Source organism: Pseudomonas sp. LBUM1655 (assembly GCF_059716085.1).
In genome coordinates this window covers 3,017,729-3,036,539 of the sequence record NZ_CP166801.1, presented here as the reverse complement: position 1 = coordinate 3,036,539, position 18,811 = coordinate 3,017,729, and the positions used below count along the sequence as shown (strand labels likewise).

The following is an 18,811-nucleotide window of genomic DNA, read 5'->3' as shown; positions in this document are numbered from 1 at the left end:
GTATGCGCCCTCTTCACTCAAGCTTCGGCAAAGCGCTGCAACTGCATCTCTTGCAAACGGCTGAGGGTCCGCCGGAACGGGAATTCCAGATAGCCCTCGGTGTACAGCGCGTCCATGGCCACGTGTGCCTCGATGTACAGCGGTACCTTGCGGTCGTAGCACTCGTCGACCAGCGCGATGAACCGCCGGACGCCATCGTCGTGAACCGACAACTGCGGCAATTCACGATCACCCGCCATCACCCGCCGGGCGCCGTCTTCGGTGCCGCGAGCGATGCGCCCTTCGCGCTTCTGTGCGCTGAGGTTCGGCACGTCGCTCAAAAGAATAGCCCGATAGGTGTCGCACAGTGCGATGAAATCCATCGCGGCGAACGGTTGCTCGCACAGATCAGCGTAACGGCACCACAGCACGGTTTCACTGGCCTGCACCACGTTCAACACGCGATGGCCAACCGGCACCGGCTCGGCGCTGGACGATTGCCCGGACGTCAGCGCTTTAAAGACTTCATCTAATGCACTGACGCCCTCGGGAGCGGCAACAAAGTAGCGCTGCTGGATCGCCCCCGGATGCAAACGATGATCCTCGGCGCCATTTACCGCAACCACATGCATATGCGCCTTGATCGCGGCGATCGCCGGGACGAAACGGTCGCGATTGAAGCCGTCGGCGTACAAATCATCCGGTGGCAGGTTGGACGTACAGACCACCACCACGCCTTCGTCGAACATCACCTGAAACAATCGCCCGAGAATGATCGCATCGCCGATGTCGTTGACGAACAGTTCGTCGAAGCAGAGTACCCGCACCTCTGCCGCCAGCTCTTTGGCCAATGCGCGCAAGGGATCGGCAATCCCGGTCAACTGGAATGAACGTTGGTGCACCCAGCCCATGAAGTGATGGAAATGCTGACGCCGCGCCGGCACCCGCAGGCTCTGATAGAACTGATCCATCAGCCAGGTCTTGCCGCGTCCGACCGGCCCCCACAAATACACCCCGGTGATCGAACGAGCGCCGGTGTGCAAGGCTTCGTGGCATTTTTGCAGCGCCCAGACGGCATGCTCCTGAGCCTCATCCTGGATGAAACCCTTGTGTTCGATGGCGTGCTGCCAGGCGCTTAGCGGGGAGTCGAAAGTCATGCGCGGCAGTATGCCACGATGCCCTGCGGCCCAAACATCCCCTGTAGGAACTGCCCGAGCGTTCGGCAGCTCCTACACAGGTTTTTGTGGGCTTCAGAGATCGACTTTGTGCCTGGCGGCGTAGAGGCAGAGCATTTCCATGGCCAATGTCGCCGCCGCAAGCGAGGTGACTTCCGCGTGATCGTAGGCCGGCGCAACTTCCACTACGTCCATGCCCACCAGATTAATGCCGCGCAGGCCGCCGAGAATTTCCAGCGCTTGCACGGTGCTCAATCCGCCGCACACCGGCGTTCCGGTACCCGGGGCAAAAGCCGGGTCAAGGCAGTCGATATCGAATGTCAGGTACACCGGGTTGTCGCCCACCCGCGCCCGGATCGCCTCGACAATCGCCTCGCAGCCTTGCCGATGCACCTGTCGGGCGTCGAGTACCTGAAAGCCCTGATGATCATCGTTGGTGGTGCGCAAACCGATCTGCACCGAACGCGCCGGGTCTACCAAACCTTCCCGTGCGGCATGCCAGAACATGGTGCCGTGATCGACCCGTTTACCCTCCTCGTCCGGCCAGGTATCGCTGTGCGCATCGAAGTGGATCAGCGACAGCGTGCCGTGCTTGCGTGCGTGGGCCTTGAGCAGTGGATAGCTGATGAAGTGGTCGCCACCGAACGTGAGCATGGCGCTGCCGGCACTGAGAATATGTTCAGCGTGGGCCTCAATGCTTTCCGGGATGGTGTGCGGCGAGCCGTAATCGAAATCGCAATCGCCGTAATCGATCACTGCCAGATGATCGAACGGATCAAATGCCCACGGCCAGTGGCGTTCCCAGGCAATGCCAGTAGACGCCGCGCGAATCCCCCGTGGCCCGAAGCGCGCGCCCGGACGGTTGCTGGTGGCGGTGTCGAACGGCACGCCGCTGACCGCCACGTCGACACCGCGCAAGTCGCGGCTATAGCGGCGGCGCATGAAACTGGTGATCCCGGCGTAGGTGCTTTCGGCGGCAGTGCCGAACAGGCTGTCACGGGTCAGGGCCTGGTCATTGAGCATGGGCTGATCCATCGGTGTGCTCCTGTTGTTATTGATGAGTTATTGATGGTTACGGAAAGTGGTCCACAGACGCGTGCGCTGACGCATGTCCTTGAGGTTCATGCTGCGGTCGGCGTAGAGCCGTTCGCGCACTTCGGTCGGTGGGTAGATATCCGGATCGTTGCGCACCGCCGCATCCACCAGCGGTGTCGCGGCCTGATTGGCGTTGGCAAAAAACATTGTGTTGGTCAGTTCGGCCACCGAATCGGGGCGCAGCATGAACTCGATGAACGCCCGCGCCGCCTCGGGATGCGGTGCGTCTTTGGGGATCGCCAGGTTGTCCTGCCAGATCAGCGTGCCTTCCCTTGGAATGCGGTAGGCGACTTCGTACGGTTTGTTGGCCTTGCGCGCCTGATCGGCCGCCATACTCGCGTCACCGTTGTACGTCAGCGCCAGACACACGTTGCCGCTGGCCAAATCGTTGATCTGGCGCCCGGTCGCAACATAGAGCACCGATGGTTGAAGTTTCTGTAACAACGCCTCGGCGGCGGCAAGATCCTGCTTGTCGGTGCTGTAGGGATCTTTACCGAGATAGTGCAGCGCCAGCCCGATGACTTCCTGCGGCGAATCGAGCATCGCGATGCCGCAGTCCTTGAGCTTGCTCGCATATTCAGGCTTGAACAGTAAGTCGAGGCTGTTCAACGGCACCTCTGGCAGACGTTGTTTCACCGCCTCGACGTTGATGCCCAGACCGAGCGTGCCCCAGGTATAAGGCACGCCGTAGCGATTGCCAGGATCGACGGCGGCGAGTTTCTTTAGCAGATCCGGGTCAAGGTTGGCGTAGCCCTTGAGTCCATCGTGAGGAATCTCTTTTAGTGCTCCGGCCGCCAGCCCACGGGCCAATACGCTGGAGGACGGCACGACCACGTCGTAACCGCTACCGCCGGTGAGCAACTTGGTTTCCAGCACCTCAGAGCTATCGAACGTGTCGTAGCGCACGTGGATGCCGGTTTCCTGCTCGAAGCGCTGCAAGGTCTGCGGCGGCACGTAGTCGGCCCAACTATAGAGATTGAGGGTTTTGTCCTCGGCCTGAGCATTGATGACCACGGACAGCAACAGCGCGGGGAAACACAGCTTGAACACGGGAGCCATGACGAACACCTGACCGGAGGAAGTGGTGACAGGATGCGCGCTCGGATACATTGGCGAAATTCCAAGTTTATTAACCTGACTTTATTGCGGAGTAATGTGATGCTCGGGCAGCTTCACGATGTCGACCTGCAGCTGTTGCGCCTGTTCGTCCGGGTGGTCGAGTGCGGCGGGTTCAGTGCAGCGCAAGGCGAACTGGGCTTGAGCCAGTCGAGCATCAGCCAACAAATGGCCAAACTGGAAACTCGCCTCGGCTATCGCCTGTGCAGCCGTGGCAAGGGCGGTTTCAGTGTTACGCCCAAGGGCGAGCAATTGCTGATCGCTGTTCGCACCCTGTTCGAATCGATTGAAACCTTCCGCCATCAATCCAACGGCGTCGCCGGGCGTTTGATCGGTGAAGTGCGCCTGGGTATTTCCGAAGCGGTCGACCAATCGGTATTGCAACGGGTGGCCGAAGCCATCCGCCGCTTCCGGGAACGGGATGAATCGGTGCGCATCGAGTTGATCAGCGCCATGCCCGGCGAAATGGAGCGTTTGCTATTGCAACAGCGGCTGGATCTGGCGATCGGCTATTTCTCGCAGGTGCAAAGCGCGTTCGACTACCGCCAGTTGTTCAGCGAGACACAGCACTTGTATTGCGCGCCGGGTCATCCGTTGTTCACGGACATTGCGCCCAGTGATGCCGCGATCGAGGCCTGTGACCGGGTCGATCATCCGTATCGGTTTTTGCGGTTTGATGAGCCGTTTCAGGGAAAACACTGCTCGGCGCGTTCGGAGCAGGTCGAGGGCACGCTGGCGTTTATTTTGTCGGGCAAGCATGTCGGTTATCTGCCCGATCACTATGCGCGTGGCTGGCAGGAAAAGGGCTTGTTGCGACCCGTGCGCGAAGGCGAGTTGAGTTTTGACGTGGCGTTTCATCTGGCTCGGCACCGTGCGCAGTTACCCGGGGATGCGCAGATTGCCTTTGAAGAGGATTTGCTTGCTGCGTTTGCTTGAAGATTAAAAGATCGTCCGAACGCGGCCCGAGCCTTCGGCAGCGCCTACAGAGGGATAAACCTTCCTCGACCAATAAAACCTGACCTTTCAGGCAGTTTTATTGCGTTGCCCTCGCCGCCCTCTTCCGGCATTCTGCGCCTCCATTTTCTGACCCGGCCCCGCCTCACGGCACGCAAATCACCATGACCGCCTCTGAAAAAGCCCCACGCAATAACGATCTGATCTACGGCCTCAACGACCGTCCGCACCTCACTGCTACCGTGTTTGCCGCGCTGCAACACGTGTTGGCGAGCTTCGTCGGCATCATCACCCCGACCCTGATCATGGGCGGCGCCCTCGGCCTGCAAAGTGAAATCCCTTACCTGATCAGCATGGCGCTGTTCGTTTCCGGACTCGGCACCTTCGTGCAGGCCAAGCGGTTCGGCCCGGTCGGCTCGGGGTTGTTGTGCCTGCAAGGCACGAGTTTCTCCTTTATCAGCGTGATTCTCAGCGCCGGTTTCATGGTCAAGGCTCGCGGTGGCGGCACCGATGAAATCCTCTCGACAATTTTTGGCGTGTGCTTTTTCGCTGCATTCATTGAAGTGGTGCTGAGCCAGTTCATCGGCAAGCTGCGCATGCTGATCACCCCGGTGGTCACGGGCACGATCATTACGTTGATGGGCCTGTCGCTGATCAAAGTGGCGATGACCGACATTGCCGGCGGTTTCGGTGCGGCCGATCTGGGCGCGGCCAGCCATGTTTTTCTGGCAGCGCTGGTGCTCGGCACCATCGTGGTGTTGAACCGCGTCGACGTGCCGTTCCTGCGGTTGGGCGCGATTGTGATCGGCCTGACCCTCGGCTACGTGGTCGCGTGGCTGATGGGCACCGTGGATTTTGCCAGCCTGCCTGAAGTGCCTCTGATCAGCGTGCCGTTGCCGTTCAAGTACGGCTTCAATTTCGATTGGGTGGCGTTCGTGCCGGTGGCGGTGATCTTCCTTGTGTCGCCGCTGGAAGCTGCCGGTGATCTGACCGCCAACTCGATGATTTCCCGGCAACCGGTCAAAGGTCCGTTGTACATCCGCCGGATCAAGTCCGGGCTGCTCGCCGACGGTCTCAACTCGGCGATGGCCGCCGTATTCAACAGCATGCCGATGGTGACTTTTGCGCAGAACAACGGCGTGATTCAGTTGACCGGCGTGGCCAGCCGCTACGTCGCTTTCTTTATCGCTGGTCTGCTGGTGGTGTTGGGGCTGTTCCCGATGATCGGTGCGGTGCTGCAACTGATGCCGAAACCGGTACTCGGCGGCGCGGAACTGGTGATGTTCGGCACCGTCGCCGTGGCCGGGATCAAGATCCTCGCCGAGGCTGGCCTGCATCGACGCAACATGCTGATCGTGGCGATTTCCCTGGGTATGGGCCTGGGCATTGCCGCCGTGCCGGAAGTCCTGCGCGAGCTGCCACAAGCGCTGCGTAACATCTTCGAATCGCCAATCACCGTCGGGGCGTTGTGCGCTATCGTGCTGAACATCTTCCTGCCGGAAGAATTCATCGAACTGGAAGAAGACGACTTCGACCCGGAAGCCTCTATTCTTCAGGTCATGGAAAACCCGGATGTCCCGGCCAAAGGTGAACCTGCCTCGCCAGCGGCTGTCGCACAGTTGAACCGTTAAAAGCGACGCCTGCGAAAAAGGGCTGCGCCGGTAACGGTTCAGCCCTTTTTTGTTGAGAGACTGTTTATGCGCCGTCTGCACGCCGTCATCCTGTCGCTACTGCTGTTGTCCCTCAGTGCCTGTACGCTGTTCCCCAATCGCGATCCGGTGAATATCAATGTGGTCGGCATTGAGCCATTGACCAGCCAGGATCTTGAAGTGCGTTTCGCCATCAAGCTGCGCGTGCAGAACCCCAACGAAACCGCCATCGACTACAACGGCATCGCCCTGGATCTGGAAGTCAACGGCCACTCGCTGGCCTCGGGCGTGAGTGATCAGAGCGGCACCATCGGGCGTTTCTCTGAAGCCATCGTCAGCGTTCCGGTCAGCGTTTCCGCATTCTCCGTGCTACGCCAGACCCTCGGCCTGAGCCAGACGCAGACCCTCGACAACCTGCCCTACGTGCTGCGCGGCAAACTCGCCGGCGGGCTGTTCGGCACCATGCGCTTTACCGACAGCGGCAAGCTCAGCCTGCCCAAGGCCAGCGCCGCGACCTGGTAAAAATGCGTTAGCTTCGCACGTCTATCAAAGACACTCATGGAGGCCGCAGGTTTATGGAAGACACACCCACGCTGTATACCGAACGGCTGATCCTGCGCCCTTTGCAATTGGCAGATGCCGAGGCCGTACAGCAACAGTTTGCGCACTGGGAAGTGGTGAGATACCTCAACGCCGCTGTCCCTTGGCCCTACCCGGACGATGGCGCCCTCACCTATTTGCGTGACATGGCGCTGCCAGCGATGGTGGCTGGCAAGGAGTGGCATTGGTCGATTCGCCTGAAGGCCTCGCCGCAGCAGTTGATCGGCAATATCAGCCTGATGGATCAACAGGACAACAACCGTGGATTCTGGCTCGCGCCGGCGTGGCAAGGCCAGGGCCTGATGACCGAAGCCTGTGTGGCGGTGACTGACTACTGGTTCAAAACCCTCGACCGCCCGCTGATGCGTGTGCCGAAAGCGGCACCGAATATTGGCTCGCGCAGACTCTCCGAGCGTGCGGGGATGCGCTTGATACGTACCGATGAAGACAACTTTGTCAGCGGCCGACTTCCTCGGGAAATCTGGGAAATCACTCGTGAGGAATGGCTGAGCACTCAACACTGAACCCCGCCCCTGTAGATACCGTCTTGCCCCTCATCGGGCAAGGGCAATTTTCGGGTCAAATGGCTGGCCCGATTTAAGAACGGCGTAGACAAAATGTAGGAGTTTGCGCATCGCTGCACAGATGATTTGCTTGGGGGCCTTGCCGTTGGCCTTCAAGCGGTCCTTCATGGCGATGATTGCCTTGTTGTGCTTCAGTGCAACCAACCCAGGCATGTATAGACCCGCCCGAACGCGAGCCGATCCGATTCTCGAAATCACTGTTCTGCCTTTGAACTTTCCCGAGTCCTGCAGCTTTGGGTTCAACCCGGCGGCAGCGACCAGCTTGCGAGGGTCGTCATATTTACGCAGGTCGCCCAACTCGGCCAGCAGCCGCTCAAGGGTTTTCTGGCCGATACCGTCGATGGTCACGATCAAGTCGCGCATTTGGCGCATGTCTGGATCATCGTCGATGTGTTTTTTGATTGCTTTGTGAGTTTCAACGATCTCTTTCTCGATGTGACGCAGCACAGAGTTGATCGAGTCTTTGACCTTTTCGTCGGACACATCCAGGCGATTGAGCTCCATTTGCTCCATTTCCTGAAGGTCATCCAAGCGACGTACCATCGCCTTTAGCTGACGATATTTCAGCGGCTCTGGAGCCCAAAGCTGAAGCTTTTCAGCCTTTTCCCGAGCAAAGTCAGCGATCAATTTGGCGTCGCTTTTGTCGGTTTTGATCCGGCGCAGCTCGCTGTCAGCGTAAGCGTGGGTCGTAGCCGGATTGACGACGCAGACCCGGTAACCCTTGTTGTAGACGAACTCGGCAAGTTCCAGGTGATAAACGCTGGTGGCTTCCATCACGATCAGAGCTGTAGGCTCGACCTGCTTGTTCAGCCAGGCGTCAAACTCTTTGAAACCTTTTGAGTCGTTAGCCAGTTTGGCCTTGGTTTTGTGCTTGCCGTTTGGCAGGTGAGTGGCAATATCAAAGGTATTTTTAGCGACATCGACGCCGACGAAATTGGACATGACCGTTTCTCCATTAATCCGTTTTCGATCATCACTGCACTCTGTCCAACCTTGCGAATGCGGGCTCTCGCCAGAGACGGGCCCAAGATACCGTTCGAACTATACGAGTGAGTGTGGAGGGCTGGAGCACGATCTACATCACAGGCAAAAAGCCTAAGGAGCTGCACGGCTTCCAAGTCCCTCCCTCGATGATCAGTCGAGAACTATCGCTCCTGACGGAGCGATAGTCGAGATACAAGGAGCTGCCGAAGGCTGCGATCTTTTGACCTTGATTGTAAAAAAAAAGATCAAAAGATCGCAGCCTTCGGCAGCTCCTACAGGGTTTCAAGTGACAGGAATTATGTGTTGAAACGCACACCCGGCTTGGCGCGTTCGTCCACAGACAATTCGAAGACATCCGGCCGCGCATAGTGGCCGACCACGTCGTAATCGTAGCGAGCGCGGATCAGTTCGTCGGTATCGATTGCAGCCGTGAGCAACCCCGCCTCCCCGCGCAACGGCCCCGCCAGCACATCGCCCATTGGCCCGACAATCACGCTGCCCCCGGCAATCAGCGGTCGATCCGCTGGCCAATTGGCAATCGCCACCCCCAGTTCATCCGGCGATGCCTGCACCTGACAAGCACTGACCACAAAACAGCGTCCCTCATGGGCGATATGGCGCATGCTGACCTGCCACATCTCGCGCTCATCCACGGTCGGCGCGCACCAGACTTCAACGCCCTTGGCGTACATCGCCGTGCGCAGCAACGGCATCATGTTTTCCCAGCACACCACCGCGCCAAGCTTACCGACCTGCGTGTCGAGCACCGGCAACGTCGAACCGTCGCCCTTGCCCCAGATCAACCGCTCCGTGCCGGTGGGCATCAGTTTGCGGTGTTTGGCGACCAGACCGCCCTGCGGATCGAAGTACAACGCCGTGCAATACAGGGTGCTGCCAGCACGCTCGATCACGCCGATCACCAGATTGGCCCCGGTGCGGGCCGACAAACCGGCCAGCGCTTCGGTTTCCGCACCCGGCACATCAATGGCATTGGCAAAATAACGCGCAAATGCTTCGCGCCCTTCCGGCAGTCGATAACCCAGTTGCGTGCCGAATCCCTCACCTTTCGGATAACCGCCGAGCAACGCTTCCGGCATCACCACCAATGCCGCGCCGGACTCGATGATCGCCGCTTCCCAGCCCAGAATCTGCTCCAGGGTTTCGCCCTTGCCACCGGGCAAGGCACCGATCTGCAGCGCTGCAACAATTGATTTTGGCATCACAATGACTCCGTCAGTATCAAGTGTTGCTGATTCTCCAGCGCACAGCGATCATGAATAAAGACCCGATCACTGCTGAATGATATGAGCCATATGAATATCGCCGAAGTCGACCTCAACCTGCTGAAAGTCTTCGAAGCGTTACATGAAGAATCCAGCGCCAGCCGCGCCGCACTGCGCCTTGGCGTGACGCAATCGGCGGTCAGTGCGGCGCTGCGGCGTTTGCGGGATGTCTATGGCGATCAATTGTTCGTGCGCACCGGACGCGGACTGGCGCCGACGCTCAAGGCCAATCAGTTGAAACCGGTGGTCAGCGATGCACTGAACAAATGCCGGCAGAGCCTGGCGATGATTGATCCGGCGGCCAATCACTACGACGGTCGTTCGGTCACCGTAGGGCTATCGGACGACTTCGAAATTGCCTACGGCCGACGGTTGATCGAGGAACTCGCCCGCAGCGCACCGAAACTGCGGCTGATCTTCCGCCAGACCCACAGCCAGATCGTCGCTCGCGCACTGATGGAGCGCAGCATCGACCTGGCAATCACCGCCGGCGGGTTTGCCGAACGCTTGCTCAGCCGTCAGGTGTTGGGTGAAGGGGGCTATGCGTGCCTGGTGGACCCGGCGAGCCTTGCGCCCGGTCAGCAGCAGATCGATCTGGAGGAGTTCGTCGCCCGCGATCACCTGCTGGTGTCGTCGGGTGGTTTTATCGGGATCACCGATGAAGGGCTGGCGGCGTTGGGCTTGAGTCGCCGGGTGTGCGCCTCGACCACGCATTTTGCTGCGTTGCCCTATTTGCTAAAGGGCAGCCAGGCCGTGGCGACGATTCCGACGCATGCCGCCGAGAGCATCGCCGCGCTCAACGGGCTGACGCTGCTGCCCTGCCCGCTGGCCTTGCCGCGCTACCCGATCGAACTGGGCTGGCGCACCAGCACGCAGATCGATCCGGTGGTGGTGAAGGTTCGCGAGGCGATTGTCGCGTGCTTCACTCAGGGCTAAAACGACGTTACTTGCTCGCCGCCATCAAACGATTGATTTCACTGCGCACCATGTTGGCAAACTCCGGCGGCGACATGCCGTCCAGTTCCGCGCGCACCCACTCGGCCCATTTGCCCTTGCGCTTGGCGCGTTCGCCGAACAAGCGCGCGGCTTCACCTTTGGCTTTGCCCAGATTGTTCTGCCAGAGTTCGAACAGACGGGATTTCTCGTCTTCCAGCGCGGCGCGCTCTGCGAGGGATTTGTCGGCCAGATTGAAACTCATGGGGAATTATCCTGCTGCGTAAAATGGCGACATCTTACACGCTCGACGGAAATCTCCCGTGCAGGTTTTTATTCCTGACCTAAATTCAGTGCAACTTTTTACAAAGCGCCACACTCCATTGATCACTGTCCATTCAACTGCAAGGAGTCACCCAATGGCCCGGAAATCCGCCGTGCAAGCCGCCGAAGAGCAAATCAAGGATCAAGCCTTCAGCGAACTTCAGGCTCTGATCGAAGAGTCGGACAAACTGCTCAAGAGCAGCGCATCACTGGTCGGCGAAGAAGCGGAGAGCCTGCGCGGGCAAATCGCCCTGAAGCTGCAACAGGCGCTGGATTCGGTCTCCAGCGTGCGCGACCGTACCAAACCCGCTGTCGAGGCCACCGAAAGCTACATCGGCGGTCATCCTTGGCAGACCGTGGCGATCTCCGCCGGTTTCGGTCTGGTGGTCGGCTTGTTGCTTGGCCGTCGCTGAGCCTCAGCGTAATAAAAAAGGCGAGCCTGTTGGCTCGCCTTTTTCATGCCTGCCGAAAACTCAATAACCGGCCAGTTCCCGCAACTGCACCAGTGTCTGTTCATCCAGCACGACACCCTCGACCTGCGACTTCGCCCGCTGCAAATGCCGACGATCACCCGGCAATCGTTTAAGCCCAACCCCGTGCATCTGCCGCACCAGTTCCTCACTGCGCTCGGCAAAACCCTGCCCGGCCGCCTTGCTCGGGTCGATCACGATCAGCAACTGCCCGGTCCACGGTGTTTTCGCACCGGGATGGTTTGACCAATCGAATTCAAAAGAAAAATTGCCGCCGGTCAACGCCGCCGCCAACAGCTCAACCATCATCGACAGCGCCGAGCCCTTGTGGCCGCCAAACGGCAACAACGCCCCGCCTTCAAGAATTGCCTTGGGGTCCTGGGTCGGCTGACCAAGGCTGTCAACGCCCATCCCGGGCGCCAGTCTTTCGCCTTTGCGCGCAGCAATCTGCACGTCGCCATGGGCGATGGCACTGGTCGCCAGATCAAAGACAATCGGCGCGGCACCGGCCCGTGGCGCGGCAAAGGCAATCGGATTGGTCCCGAACAAGGGGCGATCGGCGCCGTGTGGCACTACGCAGCTCATGCTGTTGACGACACTGAGCGCCACCAGTCCTTCATCGGCGAAAGGCTCGACATCCGGCCACAGCGCGGCAAAGTGATGCGAGTTGCGAATCGCCAACACGGCGATCCCGGCGCTACGCGCCTTTTCCACCAGCAAAGGCCGCGCAGCTGCCAACGCAGGCTGGGCAAAACCATTGCCGGCATCGACACGCACAAACCCGCTGGCAACATCTTCAACCTGAGGCACGGCGTGCCCGTTGACCCAGCCGCTGTTAAGGGTCGAGACGTAGCCAGGAATCCGGAATACGCCATGGCTGTGGGCGCCATCGCGTTCGGCTCCGGCGCAGTTGGCGGCCAGCACCTGGGCGACTTCGGTGGACGTGCCATGGCGCAGAAAAATCGTTTCAAGCATTTGCGTCAGCGCTTCGAGGGTTAACGAGGACGAGACAGCAGAAGACACAGAATTGTGTGGCGCAGACATCTGAAGCTCCAGAATGATTATTGGAGGGAACAACAGCGTACGAACAACTTGCCCAGCGATTAACCACGCCGCCCCCGCCCCCTGTCAACCCTTCGACGGCAGCAATGCCTGCAACACTTGCCAAGCGATAACTATCTACCACCTCGGCGTCGACCTCTCCTCCTAGTCTTGGCCCTCCTTACTCGCGCCGAGCGCGCCATTACCGAGAGTCGAAGATGTCCGATCCCGCCGCCCCGTTGCTTTTCCCCGAAACCCTGAATTTTCCCGGCCAGTGGAAAGCGTTGGGTCAAACCCACAACCTCAACGGCAAGGATTTCGATTGGCTGGCCCATGTAAAACTGGCCACACAGGCGCTGCGCAACAAGCAATCGCCGTCCATGGTCGCGCAAAAAATTCGTATCGCAGCAGGCCCGGCGACCGCCATCACCCTGGCCGGCAGTTTCATACTCACCGAGACCCCCGACGACAAGGGCGCGATCCTGTACACCCCTTACGACGGCATCAAGAAATACGACAGCCTTGCGACGCTTGAAACGTTACTTGAGAAGCGCTTGCAGGACGCTGATGAGCAGGATCAGACATTGGCCTTTCTCTCGCTGGCCGAGCGCAGACAGGTTGTCGAGCAAGGGAGCCTCACGCTGACGTACGAAACCATCGACGGCGATGTGTTCGAGCATCAGCAGGCCGCCATTCTCGCGTGCCAGCAATTGAACGCCGAGGCCATGCTGGCCGAGTTGAAGCAATTGCCTTCGCTGACGTCACTGGTGGAGGCGATCCTTGAGGATCTGTTGAAGGCCGATTTCCCCCACATCAAACAGGCCCAAACCCGGGTCAATTTCTACACCGACGCGCCCATCAAAGACAGTGTCCCGGCGGCGGCCAGACACTGGCACGACTCAACGAGTCTGAGCGATGCGGTGCTGACGCTTTATCGGCATCAACGTTGGCCGACTGACCAGCTGCATGAGTTTTCCAACCCCAGGCATTCACCGTTCGCAGGCGATCAGGCGATATGGGAAAACGCTCTGCAACAGGCATCGGGCAAACTCAAGATATTGCTGTTTGGCGAAATGGAGCGCTTTTGGGAGGACCCCGCCAGGGCGGGCGCCTCGCGACGTGAATTCTTCGGTGAGGCCCTTGAAGATCAGGCACGCGCCGAGCTGATGCTCAAACGCGAAGCCGGCGTCATCGATGCCAGCCAGTTCGCCATCCTGCATCAGATGATTCGCCCCGCGGCCTTGCCAACCCGTCGCCCGACCATCGAAACCGTGCGCCTGTGGGAGTACGAACCCAACTTTGTCGAACTGGCAGGCTCGTTGATGATCAGCCATACCGACGTTTGTCTTTACACCCCGACCATGGGGCTGCAGGTGCTAGCCGATTACAACGACCTGAAAAGAACCGTGTTGAGTAAGTTCCGCGCACCCGGCCACGAGGACGAACTGTATGGGTTGCTGGACCTTGAAGAGCGCAAACGCTTTATCGGCTTCGACCGGCCGCAGGTGACCGGAGAAAGCGTTGGCGGCGAGATTTTCAAAGTGCTGTTTGAGGCGATCATCACCAAACAGAGACAGAGCATCGAATATGCCTTGCAAGTGTTCCGTCACAGCGACGGAGCCGTAGATATCCATGCCATGTTCGACAAGGCTCTGGATATTCGCGCCATGATTCATGAACGCCTGCTGGAGCTCGATGCCGGTGAGCGCTGGACCACACGGCCAGTGCTGGCGGGTGTTCAACAACCGTCCGAAGTGCGGGTGCAGAAAGCCGCAGCGGTCGCGAGAACCTGCGAAGAAATCGAGCCCTTGCTCACCAGTTCATTCAAAGTCCAGCCCGTGACCCGCGTCGAAGCACAACGCAGCTACCTGGAAAACATGAAATCACGACTGGCTCATTCACTCTTTGTCGGGGTGACGGGTGAAGCGGCCTTGCGCGTGCTCAGTGGTTCACTGAAAGCCGCCGAACAGATGATCGTCGATACCGTGTTCCACTCCGATCAGCCCAGCCGCGACAATCGGCGTTCACTCAACGGTTTTCGGCCCGATGCCTGGTCGATCACACTGGACACTCCCGGCGGTCAGGATTCATCGACGCTAGCCCACTGTGTGTTGCTGACCGAACGTGGTGGCCTCGACGACTTGCACTCAGGAAGAGTGATTGTGTGGACGCCCGCGCTTGGACTGGAAGCTTTTAACAGCATCGCAGTAGCGCGACTGGCGCTGAATCAAAGGCTCAAGGACAGCGCGGGGCGCCTGTCACTGTTGGAAAATCTGCTTCCACAAGAACGCCGATTCCATCAGCAATACACCTTGGGTGCCTTGCGGTTGATCGAAGACAATGTGCTGCACAACCTCGTGCAATCAGGCATCGAGCACTTCATTGCACGGTGTGACGAGCTTCGTCAGCGCTTCAAAGGCCGAAGCGGACTGACTTCAGCGCTGGCCACTCTGACCAATACGGCCATCGATACCAATCTGCTGCGCACCATTCACCTGGCGAAGGCCATCAATCAACAGCAGGCGCTTCCTGCCTGGTTAGGCATGGCACCCATTGGCGAGCAGCAAATACACCTCGAACTGCTTGAGCAATGGCGTCACAGCGTGGTCGACCACAAGGACTACCTCAGCGGCATGCCTTCGCTGGACGACTACGTCAATCGAACGTTGAAGTCACTGCTCGACACTCGATTCAAAGACAGCAAACTGGAACCGCAAGACATCGAAATCACGCCCAATCTGGCTTTGGCCGGGCCTGCCCGCCCCCTCACCGAGTTTGCGCTGAATCATATCAACATTGCCCAAGGCACCGGTTTCACAGTCGCCTCGAAAACCCTCAAACAGCTCCCGGACGGTCTGGACCAAGCGACGGTCAGGCAATTGTTGCTGTCGCTGGACATCCCCACAACCTTCGCCAAATCGATAACGGACGCACTCACCGATGGCCACCCTGAGGCCAAAGAGCGCAAACAGCGTTTCATTCGCCAGATCCCCTGGCAACTGCTGCAACATGCCCATGGATTGAAACTGCAACAACAACTCTCCGGCAGCGCCTTCCACTACCTCTGCCAGGTGTTGGACATACCGGATGGCATAGCGCGCACCACCGTTGAAGGTGCCCATGCGCTTGTGTATCCGTTGTCATTGGTCAAAACCGCAGGCGCAGCAGCCGTGGATGCGTTGGGCGTGTACGTCATTGGACCGGGCAGCGGCCATACCGGGCCGCGGGTCGTCTATGTGCCTTATGCGGAACAACTGCTGCGTGAATTCGCCGACGAGGCAAGCCTGATCGCGGCAGTGAACACACCGGGCACTTTTCAGGATCTGGTGATTCGCCGCCTGCCGCAGACACAGCAATCGGTGTTTCGGGGGCTGTTGCAATCAAGCGCCGGCCAAGTCAGCGAGATGACGCTGTCGGGCAACACCATCACCGGCAATCTTTTACACAGGTTCTTTAGCGACAATCTCAAGCTACTGCCGCAACTGTTGAGTTGCCAGTCCAAAAGCACCGCCCAAGCCGATTGGGACGCGGCGAAAAAACTGTTCAGCCATGGCGCCAGCCTGATTTCGGGCCTGCTGCCGGGCAAACTCTCGTACGTAACGTTTCTTTGGCAGTCTTACAAAGACTTCAAGGACTCGGCGGAAAATCTGCAGGATCATCACTGGACGCAAGCCCTGAAATCGTTTATCGCCGGTGGCCTGCAAATGATCACTCTGGGGCGCCTGGCGATCGAAGACTCTGCGGCAACGCAGGCCAGCAGCGAAACGCCTGCGCAAACGACAGCCGAAATACCGAGTACCCCCCCAATCAGACCCGAAGTTAGCAGCGACGTCGCAGACACGACGACGAACCCGCCCGAAGTGGTCGCTCCCACATGGTCGCAGATCCAGACAACCTCACCCCTGCGCACCGAGTTACAGCCATTTGAAACATCGGCTGTAGCACTCGAGGATCTCAAACGGGACACGAAGAACGGCACTTACGAGGATCCGACCAGCAAACACACCTACACCGCCATTGCCGGCAAGGTCCATCGTGTCGAACAACCGGGCGCAGTCTGGCAGATCGTCAACGATCAACAGCCCGGTCCGTCATTAAGGCTGACGGGGTCGCGTCTCTTGCTGGCGCCCGATCGTCATGCAGTGCACTACGGCAAAGCGATCTCCAAACTGCACAAGCGTTATGCCGTGGAGATGGATCGCAGGACAATGTTGAACATCGAAGCGATTGGCATGGCGCAGATACGGCGCGATCATCCACAGAAGGCGCAAGTCATTCAGCACGCTGTCGATCTTGCGCGCTTTTATGCATTCAATTGCCTTCATAACCTGGCCCAGTTGAAAGCTAATGTTCCCGGTACCCGCCTGGACGGATTCCTCAGGGTGTTTTTTGGCGTCACGCAAGTTGATACCGGGTTGTTGCGCAAACTCAACCAAGCGATTGTGCCCATTTGCCAGGCGTTAGTGGATCCCGACGATGACCTGATGAACACCGATCGCTTCGTTGTCGGCTCCAATACATTCTTTTCATCGATCATTGCGTTCGTGCTGAGCAACGACGACCGCAAAATGGTTCATTTCACCGAAAACTTTTTCAACCAACAACTGGATTCGTATAAATCGATACTGGGGCAACCTTTCGACATTGATGGCCATGCTCAAGCTGCGATATTGATCCACGAGTTCGCTCATCAATATTCCAAGGCCGAAGATTTCGCCACGTTGGAGTCGCGTCGCCCTTTTCACGACCTGATAACGACCTTCACGTTGTACGGATTGGCCATGAAACACGAACTGGAAACGTTCCAGGCCCAGGCACTGTCACTTGCGACGCCCCGCGACGAACTGTTTGCGCGCTGGAGTAAAAAGAAAGGCTCGTACGTCAGTCTGGACAAGATCCCGGGGGCTGAGGACCTCAGCAAATCGATACTTACCCTGACATCCAGCCCAACCATGAACGAAGCACGCAATGCGTTTCTTGATCAGAACTCAGCGGATGTGCGCATCGATGTGATTCTGCGCAACGCAGATTCCATCGCCCGGCTGATCTGTGAGATGGGCCGGCAACTGGATCCGGTGCCACAGCCCTGAAACACGCAAAAAAATGCGCAGGCGGTTAAGCCTGCGCATTCAGTCAAGTACGCAACTCAGTCTTTCTGGTCACGCAACACATTGCCCGACGCACCGTCGATACGGAACTCATAGACGACGCCGTCCGCTTTACGTCCTTCGCCCTCCCAGTAGCCATCGTTATCCGCCTCGATCTTGTAAATCTCCACGTAACCGGCCTTGGTCTTGGCTGTTTCGATGGCTTTTTCGATGGTAATCCAGCCAGCCCCCGGCTTGTCCGCCAGCGCTGCACCCGCAGTCAGCAAAGTGGCTGTAGCAATCAGGGCGGCGAAAGTCTTCTTGATCATTTTTTCACTCCATTTGTGGATAGTGGTCATTGGCGTCCTGTTTTTTGGGCGCCTGAGCGAAAAATAAGTTCCACTTTGATGGGCAAATGCCATGACGGTTGTTCTCGGTGACTTCCCGGCAAGGTTAGAATGCGCGAAATCAGGACGAGTCAATGACCCAAGACACTCTCTCGGAAGCCGAATACGATGCGATCACCGATGCCGCCGCGCACTGGTGCATGCGTCTGCATGCCGTCGACTGCACGGACGAAGAGCGTCGCGCATTCGAACAATGGCACGATGCGCATCCCCTGCATGCGTTCGAGTATGAAGCCATGCTGGAAATCTGGGACGTTGCCGAGCACTTGCCTCGGCCGGAACCAACGCTCGCTGTGCCGATTCGCCAGCCTTCGCGCGCGTGGCGCCAATACGCGATCGCCGCAGGTGTCTGCGCGCTGGCATTGCCGCTGGCCGCTTATACAGGCTGGAACCTCGGCTGGCTGCCCAACAGCTATCAGCACTTCTCGGCCACCGACAATGTGCGCCAGGTCACCTTGAACGACGGCAGCCAACTCGAACTCAACCTGAACACTGATCTGACCTTCAGCAACTACAAGGACGAACGCCGGGTCACGCTGAAAAAGGGTGAAGCGTTCTTTAACGTCAGTCACGACATGGCGCACCCGTTTGTCGTCCGTGCGGGTGAAGGCAAGATCCGCGTCACCGGCACGCGGTTCAACGTCTGGATGTATGAGGATCAAGTGCGGGTGAACCTGATCGAAGGTTCGGTGCTGGTGAAGAGTAATACCGCTTTGCCGGGCGATGGGTTGAGTCTGGGGCCAGCCATGCAGGCGCGTTACAGACACGGCGACTACATACCGCAGATCAGCCAGACCTACGCCAACGACACTGCGCTGGCCTGGCGCAATGGCAAACTGGTGCTGGACAATCTGGCGCTCAATGATGCCCTGCCGCTGATCAACCGTTATCTGGACAAGCCGTTGATGCTGGCTGACAACAGTACCGGTTTGATTCGGGTGGGCGGCATCTACAACATCAAAGAGCTGAACAACCTGGCCAACTCCCTGCCAAAAGTCTTGCCCGTCTACCTGACACGCAACAAGGAAGGCAACCCGGTGATCAATCCGATGCCGCAACAACCGCCAAAAAACTGAAGGCCGCGCCCCTTTCGGGATACGGCCTTCAATTGTGTCTCAGGTCATGCCGTG

The 18,811-nt window shown here is 58.6% G+C and carries 16 protein-coding genes; 8 read left to right on the top strand and 8 right to left on the bottom strand.

Going from position 1 to position 18,811, the window contains the following annotated elements; translation table 11 throughout:
* Positions 1-17 precede the first annotated feature (17 nt).
* The 3 genes from zapE to ACA074_RS13555 form a co-directional block, all read right to left on the bottom strand.
* Entirely contained in the window at positions 18-1,136 is a 1,119-nt protein-coding gene (gene zapE / locus ACA074_RS13565; protein WP_497679252.1) for a cell division protein ZapE, read from the bottom strand.
* Positions 1,137-1,229: 93 nt separating this feature from the next.
* Positions 1,230-2,189: an agmatinase gene (gene speB, locus ACA074_RS13560; protein ID WP_497679251.1), complete on the bottom strand. Its 960-nt coding sequence runs from the start codon at positions 2,187-2,189 to the stop codon at positions 1,230-1,232.
* Between the two features lie 27 nt (positions 2,190-2,216).
* Positions 2,217-3,308: a polyamine ABC transporter substrate-binding protein gene (locus tag ACA074_RS13555; RefSeq protein ID WP_497679250.1), complete on the bottom strand. Its 1,092-nt coding sequence runs from the start codon at positions 3,306-3,308 to the stop codon at positions 2,217-2,219.
* Between the two features lie 99 nt (positions 3,309-3,407).
* Here ACA074_RS13555 and ACA074_RS13550 point away from each other — a divergent pair, with 99 nt between their 5' ends.
* The 4 genes from ACA074_RS13550 (at position 3,408) to ACA074_RS13535 (ending at position 7,092) form a co-directional block, all read left to right on the top strand.
* Positions 3,408-4,301 carry a LysR family transcriptional regulator gene (locus ACA074_RS13550; RefSeq protein ID WP_497679249.1) on the top strand — a complete coding sequence of 298 codons (894 nt, stop codon included), beginning with the start codon at positions 3,408-3,410 and terminating at the stop codon, positions 4,299-4,301.
* Between the two features lie 182 nt (positions 4,302-4,483).
* On the top strand, positions 4,484-5,950 hold the full coding sequence (locus ACA074_RS13545; RefSeq protein ID WP_497679248.1) for a nucleobase:cation symporter-2 family protein: 1,467 nt from the start codon (positions 4,484-4,486) through the stop codon (positions 5,948-5,950).
* Positions 5,951-6,016: 66 nt separating this feature from the next.
* A complete protein-coding gene (locus tag ACA074_RS13540) occupies positions 6,017-6,490 on the top strand; it encodes an LEA/WHy family protein (protein ID WP_497679247.1) in 474 nt (157 codons plus the stop codon).
* 53 nt (positions 6,491-6,543) lie between these two features.
* Positions 6,544-7,092, top strand: coding sequence for a GNAT family N-acetyltransferase (locus ACA074_RS13535; RefSeq protein ID WP_489879847.1), 549 nt, complete (start codon positions 6,544-6,546; stop codon positions 7,090-7,092).
* Between the two features lie 30 nt (positions 7,093-7,122).
* On the opposite strand, the gene ACA074_RS13530 is transcribed toward ACA074_RS13535, so the two are convergent.
* Together ACA074_RS13530 and ACA074_RS13525 are read right to left on the bottom strand one after the other, a co-directional pair.
* Positions 7,123-8,094: an IS110 family RNA-guided transposase gene (locus ACA074_RS13530; RefSeq protein ID WP_497657519.1), complete on the bottom strand. Its 972-nt coding sequence runs from the start codon at positions 8,092-8,094 to the stop codon at positions 7,123-7,125.
* A gap of 338 nt (positions 8,095-8,432) precedes the next feature.
* Positions 8,433-9,356: a carbon-nitrogen hydrolase family protein gene (locus ACA074_RS13525; protein WP_497679246.1), complete on the bottom strand. Its 924-nt coding sequence runs from the start codon at positions 9,354-9,356 to the stop codon at positions 8,433-8,435.
* 84 nt (positions 9,357-9,440) lie between these two features.
* Between ACA074_RS13525 and ACA074_RS13520 the strand changes: the two genes are divergently transcribed.
* On the top strand, positions 9,441-10,355 hold the full coding sequence (locus ACA074_RS13520; protein ID WP_497618113.1) for a LysR family transcriptional regulator: 915 nt from the start codon (positions 9,441-9,443) through the stop codon (positions 10,353-10,355).
* Between the two features lie 7 nt (positions 10,356-10,362).
* Here ACA074_RS13520 and ACA074_RS13515 read toward each other — a convergent pair whose 3' ends face one another.
* The gene (locus tag ACA074_RS13515) at positions 10,363-10,617 is read right to left on the bottom strand and encodes a hypothetical protein (protein WP_187678345.1); all 255 of its coding nucleotides are present in this window, start codon (positions 10,615-10,617) and stop codon (positions 10,363-10,365) included.
* Positions 10,618-10,771: 154 nt separating this feature from the next.
* Between ACA074_RS13515 and ACA074_RS13510 the strand changes: the two genes are divergently transcribed.
* Positions 10,772-11,089, top strand: coding sequence for an ElaB/YgaM/YqjD family protein (locus ACA074_RS13510; RefSeq protein WP_187678344.1), 318 nt, complete (start codon positions 10,772-10,774; stop codon positions 11,087-11,089).
* A 60-nt stretch (positions 11,090-11,149) separates the two neighbouring features.
* Here ACA074_RS13510 and ACA074_RS13505 read toward each other — a convergent pair whose 3' ends face one another.
* Complete coding sequence (locus ACA074_RS13505; RefSeq protein ID WP_497679245.1) at positions 11,150-12,190, bottom strand: Ldh family oxidoreductase; 1,041 nt, start codon at positions 12,188-12,190, stop codon at positions 11,150-11,152.
* A gap of 215 nt (positions 12,191-12,405) precedes the next feature.
* Between ACA074_RS13505 and ACA074_RS13500 the strand changes: the two genes are divergently transcribed.
* The gene (locus ACA074_RS13500; protein WP_497679244.1) at positions 12,406-17,277 is read left to right on the top strand and encodes a dermonecrotic toxin domain-containing protein; all 4,872 of its coding nucleotides are present in this window, start codon (positions 12,406-12,408) and stop codon (positions 17,275-17,277) included.
* A gap of 56 nt (positions 17,278-17,333) precedes the next feature.
* Here the strand turns inward: ACA074_RS13500 and ACA074_RS13495 are convergent, their stop codons facing one another.
* On the bottom strand, positions 17,334-17,603 hold the full coding sequence (locus ACA074_RS13495; protein ID WP_305443496.1) for a PepSY domain-containing protein: 270 nt from the start codon (positions 17,601-17,603) through the stop codon (positions 17,334-17,336).
* 152 nt (positions 17,604-17,755) lie between these two features.
* Between ACA074_RS13495 and ACA074_RS13490 the strand changes: the two genes are divergently transcribed.
* A complete protein-coding gene (locus ACA074_RS13490) occupies positions 17,756-18,757 on the top strand; it encodes a FecR family protein (protein WP_497679243.1) in 1,002 nt (333 codons plus the stop codon).
* Positions 18,758-18,811 lie beyond the last annotated feature (54 nt).